Here is a 6,428-nt window from a genome sequence, read left to right on the forward strand (position 1 = left end):
ATGAACCGAGTCACACAGACGCAGGTCCGCCCCGCCCCCGCCGGCGTCCCGGCGACGGGGCGGGGCCGGTCGGGTCAGTGGGCGGCGTGGGCGTTCCTGGCCCCGGTCGTCGTCTACCTGCTGGTCTTCTACGCCTACCCGCTCTGTCGCAACGTCGAGCTGAGCCTGCGCAACTACACCGTGCGCTCCTTCGTGCAGGGGGACGCGCCGTTCGCCGGGTTCGCCAACTACGCCAAGGTCTTCGCCGACGCGACTTTCGGCCCGGCACTGTGGCACACCGTGCTCTTCACCGTGGTGTCGCTGGCCTTCCAGTTCACCATCGGGCTGGCCCTGGCGCTGTTCTTCGTCAGGAACTTCCGGCTGTCGGCCACGCTGCGGGCGCTGTTCCTGGTGCCGTGGCTGCTGCCGCTGATCGTGTCGGCCTCGACCTGGTCATGGATGCTCAACAGCGACTCCGGCGTGGTCAACGCCATGCTGAGCCTGCTCGGGGCAGGGCCGGTGAACTGGCTGACCTCGCCCGACTGGTCGCTGTGGTCGGTCATCATCGCCAACGTCTGGATCGGCATCCCGTTCAACCTCGTGGTGCTGTACTCCGGGCTGCAGGGCATCTCACCGGCCATCTACGAGGCCGCCGCGCTGGACGGCGCGAACGGATGGCAGCGGTTCTGGCGGGTGACCTTCCCGCTGCTGCGGCCCGTCTCGGCGATCACGCTGCTGCTCGGCCTGGTCTACACGCTGAAGGTGTTCGACATCATCTGGATCATGACGAAGGGCGGGCCGAGCGGGTCCTCCACCACGTTCGCCACCTGGTCCTACCGGCTCGGGTTCGGCAACCTGGTGCCCTCCTTCGGCCCCGGCGCGGCGGTGGGCAACCTGCTGATCGTGATGGCTCTGGTGTTCGGGCTGGTCTACATCCGCACGCAGCGAAGGCAGTCCCCGGCATGAGACACCTCAGAACGTGCATCGGTCTGGTGCTGACGGGCGTCATGCTGTTCCCGGTCTACTGGATGATCAACGTGTCGTTCACCCGCGACACCGACATGCGCAAGAGCCCGCCGAACCTCTTCCCCGTCAACGGCACCCTGGACGGCTACCGCGCGGTCCTCGGCCAGCAGCTCCCGTACCTGGGCGTGAGCCTGGTCGTCGGGCTCGGCACGGTGGCGCTGACCCTGCTGCTCGCGGCGCCCGCCGCGTACTCCCTGGCCAAGCTGCGACCGCGCGGCGGGGGAGCGCTGAGCTTCGTGCTGCTCATCGCGCAGATGATCCCCGGCATCATCATGGCGATGGGCTTCTACGCCATCTTCCTCACCACCGGCGTGCTCAACACCGTCCCCGGGCTGATCGTGGCCGACTCCACCCTCGCGGTGCCGTTCGCGGTGCTGATCCTGACCACGTTCATGTCCGGCATCCCCGAGGAGCTGCTGCAGGCCGCCCGCACCGACGGCGCCGGGGTGGTGCGCACGTTCGTCTCGATCGTGCTGCCCGTCTCCCGCAACTCGCTCATCACCGTGTCGCTGTTCGCGTTCCTGTGGGCGTGGTCGGACTTCGTCTTCGCCTCCACCCTGGACCAGGGCGGCGACCACCAGCCGATCACGCTCGGCATCTACCACTACATCGGCAACAACAACCAGGAGTGGAACGCCATCATGGCCACCGCCGTCGTGGCCTCCGTCCCGGCCACCCTGCTGCTCATCGTCGCCCAGCGCTACGTCGCCGCCGGCGTCACCGCGGGCGCCGTCAAGGACTGACCTGTGAAAAGAAGGGACCCCCTCTTCATGACCGTCGCCGCCTCAGGCCCGGTGTTCTCCCTGCGGGACATCCCGTTCAGTCATCGGGGCTCCTGGTTCGGCTTCTCGCCGGTGATCGCCGAACACACCTATGCCCAGGACGTGCACCTGGTCTCCCACCAGACCGGCATGCACCCGATCCTGCGGCTGGCCCCCACCGCCGAGAGCGACGTCACCGCCACCCCGCACCAGCTCACCTGGAGCCGCGACGACGGCCGGATCGACCTCGCCTACGACAGCGCCGACACGGTGCGGCTGCGCGGACGGGGGCTCGGACTGCGGCTGCTGGCCGCCGACCCCGTGCTGACGCCCTTCAGCGGCCCGTACTTCTACAGCGATCCCGTCGACGGATCGTTCGTCTTCACCGTCTACCAGACCGGACGCCGCTACCGGATCACCGTGCTCGGCGGACAGGCCGAGGCGCTCGGCGCGCAGGCGCTCGGCACCGCCGAACGCGGTGTCACGCTGCTGGGCGACTGGGAGATCGCCATCGAGGAGTACGAGACCGCCCGCGCTCCCTACGCCGGCACCGACACCTTCGAGCAGGTGGTCAAGGCGGCACGCGCCGAGTTCGACGTCTTCGCCGAGGCGGTCGCCCCCTGGCGCAGCGACGCCACGCCCGCCGCCGAGCTGGCCGCCTACGTCCTGTGGTCGGCCACCGTACGGCCGGCCGGATTCGTCACCCGACCGGCCGTGCTGATGTCCAAGCACTGGATGGACAAGGTGTGGAGCTGGGACCACTGCTTCAACGCCATCGCCCTGGGCGGCGGGCTGCCCGAGATGGCGTGGGACCAGTTCCGGCTGCCCTTCGACCACCAGGACGCCGCCGGTGCGCTGCCCGACTCCGTCACCCACTCCGAGATCCTCTACAACTTCGTCAAACCTCCCATTCACGGCTGGACCCTGCGCCACCTCCCGCCGGCGGACGAGCCGGAGGAGACCTACCGGCTCCTGGAACGCTGGACCGCCTTCTGGCTGGAGGCCCGCCGCGTCCCCGGCCACGAGCTGCCGCACTACCAGCACGGCAACGACAGCGGCTGGGACAACGCCACCACCTTCGACCCCGAGCGCGTCGTCGAGACCGCCGACCTGGCCGCCTTCCTCGTCCTGCAGCTGCGCGAGCTGGCCCGGCGCGCACCGGATCCGGCCGCGGCGGCCCACTGGTCCGGCGCCGCCGACCGGATGCGCGACGCGCTGCTCGCCGAGCTGTGGACGGGGGAGCGGTTCGTCGCCCGCGGCGCGCACTCCGGCAGGACCTGGGCCAGCTCCAGCCTGCTCGACCTCATGCCGATCGTGCTCGGCGACGAACTCCCGGAGGCCGTGCACACGGCGCTCGCCGCACGGGTCCAGGAGCACCTGACCACGTTCGGCCCCGCCACCGAGCACCCTTCCTCGGAGCACTACCAGGACGACGGCTACTGGCGCGGCCCGATCTGGGCGCCCTCGACCGTCCTCATCGAGGACGGGCTGCGCCGTGCCGGCCACACCGCGCTGGCCGACGACATCAGCGCCCGCTTCCGCAGGCTGTGCGAGCGGTCCGGGTTCGCCGAGAACTTCGACGCCCGCACCGGCGAAGGGCTCCGCGACCGTGCCTACACGTGGACGGCCAGCGCCTACCTGATCCTCGCCGCCGCCCACGAGCGGCGCCGCCGTCGCCCGGCCTGACCGGATGACCAGGCCGGGGACGGCCGTCCCGATCAGGTGCGTCCGGTTCCCGTCAGGTGCCGCCGACCGGTGGTGACGTGACGAAGGCGCCGGCGGACGCGGCCAGGACGGCGGTCCTGGCCGCACGGCCGGGCGGGTCGGGGTCCGGGTGTTGCCGTCAGCGGAGCCTTAGCAAATCCGCCGGAGCCTGGGCCGCTGCTCGTCGCGCGCTGATCGTCATCACGACGAGCCCGGCCAGGACGACGACGGCGCCGACGTACAGCGGAGCGGTGTAGCCGAGGCCGGCGCTGATGGCCAGGCCGCCGAGCCAGGCCCCCAGGGCGTTCCCGACGTTCGAGGCCGACACGTTGGCGCTGGCGGCCAGCGGGGCCCCGTTCGCGTAGTCGGTGACGCGGGTGATCATGCCGGGAACGCCGGCGAACCCGAACAGGCCCAGCAGGAAGACCAGCACCACCGCGGCGACGGGACTGCCGGCCAGCAGCCCGAACGCGGTCAGCGTGACGGCGAGGCCGGCCAGGGAGACGATCAGCGTGCGGTCCCGGTTGCCGTCCGCGGCCCGCCCGCCGGCCATGTTCCCGATCACCAGCCCGCTCCCGTACACGACGAGCAGCCAGGCGACGTCGGCGCTGGAGAAGCCGGTGATCCGGGTGAAGGTGTACGCGATGTAGCTGAACGCGCCGAACATCCCTCCGTAACCGAGCGCGGTGGCCGCCAGCGTCAGGCAGACCTGCGCGGAGCGGAACGCGCGTAGCTGGACACGCAGGTCGCTCAGGCCGGAAGCCGTCGAGGGATGCCCGCGGTCCACCGCGCCCGCCCAGTGCGGCACCAGCGCCGCGATGGCGATCAGCGCGATCACGCCGATCGCGGTGATCGCCCAGAACGTGGCCCGCCAGCCCCAGCGTTCGCCGACCAGGGCACCGAACGGCACGCCCAGGACGTTCGCGAGTGTCAACCCGGCGAACATCACCGCCACCGCCCTCGACGCCCGCTCCGCCGGAACCATCCGCCGCGCGACGAGCGAGCCGAGGCCGAAGAACGAGCCGTGACACAGGGCGGCGACGACGCGTCCGAGCAGCATCATCGAGTAGCCCGACGCGATGGCGGAGAGGAGATTGCCGACGACGAACAGCGCCACCAGTCCGACGAGGACCGCCTTGCGGGACAGTGCGCTGGTGGCGGCGGTCACCACGATCGCGCCGACCGCGACGCTCAGCGCGTATCCGGAGATCAGCCACCCCGCCGCGGCTTCGGACACGGCCAGGCTCCGGCTCACCTGCGGAAGCAGGCCCGCGATCACGAACTCGGTCAGGCCGATCCCGAAACTGCCGAGGGTGAGCGCGATGAGCCCGACGGGCATGCGTCTGCTGCCGTTCGCCTGGAATGTCACCCGGACATCATCCACCGGGGCCTTGAGCCGGCCCGACGGGGGACCGGCCGCACTCTCACCCCGTGCCGAGGCGGTCCCGCAGCTCGTCGTACACGTCCGCCGGGAGCGGGCCCTTCCGGGCGGCTGCGACGTTGGCCCGCACGTGCGCGACCTGGGCCGAGCCGACGATCACCGAGTCCAGATCCCGGTGACTGAGGATGAAGCGGAGCAGGAGCTCCATCGTCGAGGCGCCGTCGGCCAGATCGTCCAGGCCGGCGGCGGCCAGTCGCGCGTGGCGGTCGGCGAGCGGCCGGCGCATCGGCTCCGGCATGGCCTCGGGCGGGGCCGTGAGCGGGCGGGCGACCGAGCCGCGGGCGATCGTTCCGGCGCCGGCCGCTGCGGCGGCGCCGACGAGCTCCTCGTGGGAGCGGTCGAGCGCCGAGTAGGGGAGGAGGAAGACGTCGAACGCCCCGGTCGCGATGTGCTCCGGAAGGTTGGGCAGCTCGCCTGACATGCCGGTGAAGCGGATCGCGCCCTCGTCCTGAAGGGCCCGCATCTCGGCGATCGTCTCCTCGGCCCGCATCACCGCGACGCTCGGGCTCATGTGCACCATCAGGATGTCGAGATGGTCGGTGCGCATCCGGCGCAGGCTCTGCTCGACGCACGCACGGACGTTCGCCCTCGTGTAGACGTGCGGCGGGAACGTCCGCGGGTCGCCGGCCGCCGCGAGGGGGCAGCCGCACTTGCTGGAGAGGATGAACTCGTCGCGCCGGTGGGAGATCCAGCGGCCGATGTGCTCCTCGGCGTCGCCGTAGTCCGGCGAGGTGTCGATGAGATTCACCCCCGAGTCGAGGACCGTGTTCAGCACCGTGCGGGCCTCGTCGTCGCTGACCGGCCTGCCCCACGCCTGCGGCCCGCGCAGTTCCATCGCTCCGTATCCGAGGCGGCTCGCCCGCAGTCCGGTCCTGCCGAGCTTCGCGGTTGGCAGCGTCACGTCATCGTCCTCTTTCGGTCTCGGCGTTCTGGCAGTTTCGTCCGGGCTCGGCGTACGCCGGCAGGCCGCGGCGGGCGGATCCCGGGGCACGGGAGGTCCGCCCGCCCGCGTCCGCGACGCACGTGATGAGCTAGAAGTCCATGTCGCCGCCGCCGGGCATACCGGCGGGAGCGGCGGGGTTCTTCTCCGGCTTCTCGGCGATGACGGCCTCGGTGGTGAGGAAGAGCGCCGCGATGGAGGCGGCGTTCTGCAGCGCGGAGCGCGTCACCTTGGCCGGGTCGATGATGCCCGAGGCGAACATGTCGACGTACTCGCCCGTGGCGGCGTTGAGGCCCTCACCCGGCGTCAGGTTGCGGACCTTCTCCACCACGACGCCGCCCTCGAGGCCGGCGTTGACGGCGATCTGCTTGAGCGGCTCCTCCAGAGCCTTGCGCACGATCGCGGCACCGGTGGCCTCGTCGCCCGTCAGCTCCAGCTTGTCGAACGCCTTGGCGCCCGCCTGCAGCAGCGCCACGCCACCGCCGGGGACGATGCCCTCCTCGACGGCCGCCTTCGCGTTGCGAACGGCGTCCTCGATGCGGTGCTTGCGCTCCTTGAGCTCGACCTCGGTCGCGGC

Annotated in this window: 6 protein-coding genes; 3 read left to right on the forward strand and 3 right to left on the reverse strand. The window is 71.2% G+C overall.

Features of this window, described 5'->3' with window-relative positions:
• Genes ACIBG4_RS25810 through ACIBG4_RS25820 form a run of 3 tightly spaced genes read left to right on the forward strand, consistent with a single transcriptional unit; the run spans nt 1 to nt 3,452 of the window.
• Nucleotides 1-945, forward strand: a complete 945-nt coding sequence (locus tag ACIBG4_RS25810) for a carbohydrate ABC transporter permease (RefSeq protein ID WP_397203989.1) — start codon at nt 1-3, stop codon at nt 943-945.
• Complete coding sequence (locus tag ACIBG4_RS25815) at nt 942-1,748, forward strand: carbohydrate ABC transporter permease (RefSeq protein WP_310712552.1); 807 nt, start codon at nt 942-944, stop codon at nt 1,746-1,748. The genes ACIBG4_RS25810 and ACIBG4_RS25815 overlap by 4 nt, the downstream gene beginning before the upstream one ends.
• Nucleotides 1,749-1,751: 3 nt before the next feature.
• On the forward strand, nt 1,752-3,452 hold the full coding sequence (locus ACIBG4_RS25820; RefSeq protein WP_397203990.1) for an amylo-alpha-1,6-glucosidase: 1,701 nt from the start codon (nt 1,752-1,754) through the stop codon (nt 3,450-3,452).
• A 157-nt stretch (nt 3,453-3,609) separates the two neighbouring features.
• On the opposite strand, the gene ACIBG4_RS25825 is transcribed toward ACIBG4_RS25820, so the two are convergent.
• From ACIBG4_RS25825 to ACIBG4_RS25835, 3 genes are all read right to left on the reverse strand, one after another.
• On the reverse strand, nt 3,610-4,839 hold the full coding sequence (locus tag ACIBG4_RS25825) for an MFS transporter (protein ID WP_397203991.1): 1,230 nt from the start codon (nt 4,837-4,839) through the stop codon (nt 3,610-3,612).
• Nucleotides 4,840-4,894: 55 nt separating this feature from the next.
• Nucleotides 4,895-5,812: an aldo/keto reductase gene (locus ACIBG4_RS25830; RefSeq protein WP_397203992.1), complete on the reverse strand. Its 918-nt coding sequence runs from the start codon at nt 5,810-5,812 to the stop codon at nt 4,895-4,897.
• A gap of 130 nt (nt 5,813-5,942) precedes the next feature.
• On the reverse strand, nt 5,943-6,428 hold a 486-nt coding region (locus ACIBG4_RS25835), incomplete at its 5' end, for a TCP-1/cpn60 chaperonin family protein (RefSeq protein WP_397203993.1).

It is taken from the genome of Nonomuraea sp. NPDC050383, from assembly GCF_044459125.1.
Taxonomy (GTDB): domain Bacteria; phylum Actinomycetota; class Actinomycetes; order Streptosporangiales; family Streptosporangiaceae; genus Nonomuraea.

Excerpts from the sequence above, each read along its gene's own strand:
- ACIBG4_RS25810 (WP_397203989.1), top strand. The coding sequence starts at position 1 with ATGAACCGAGTCACACAGACGCAGGTCCGCCCCGCCCCCGCCGGCGTC.
- ACIBG4_RS25815 (WP_310712552.1), top strand. The coding sequence starts at position 942 with ATGAGACACCTCAGAACGTGCATCGGTCTGGTGCTGACGGGCGTCATG.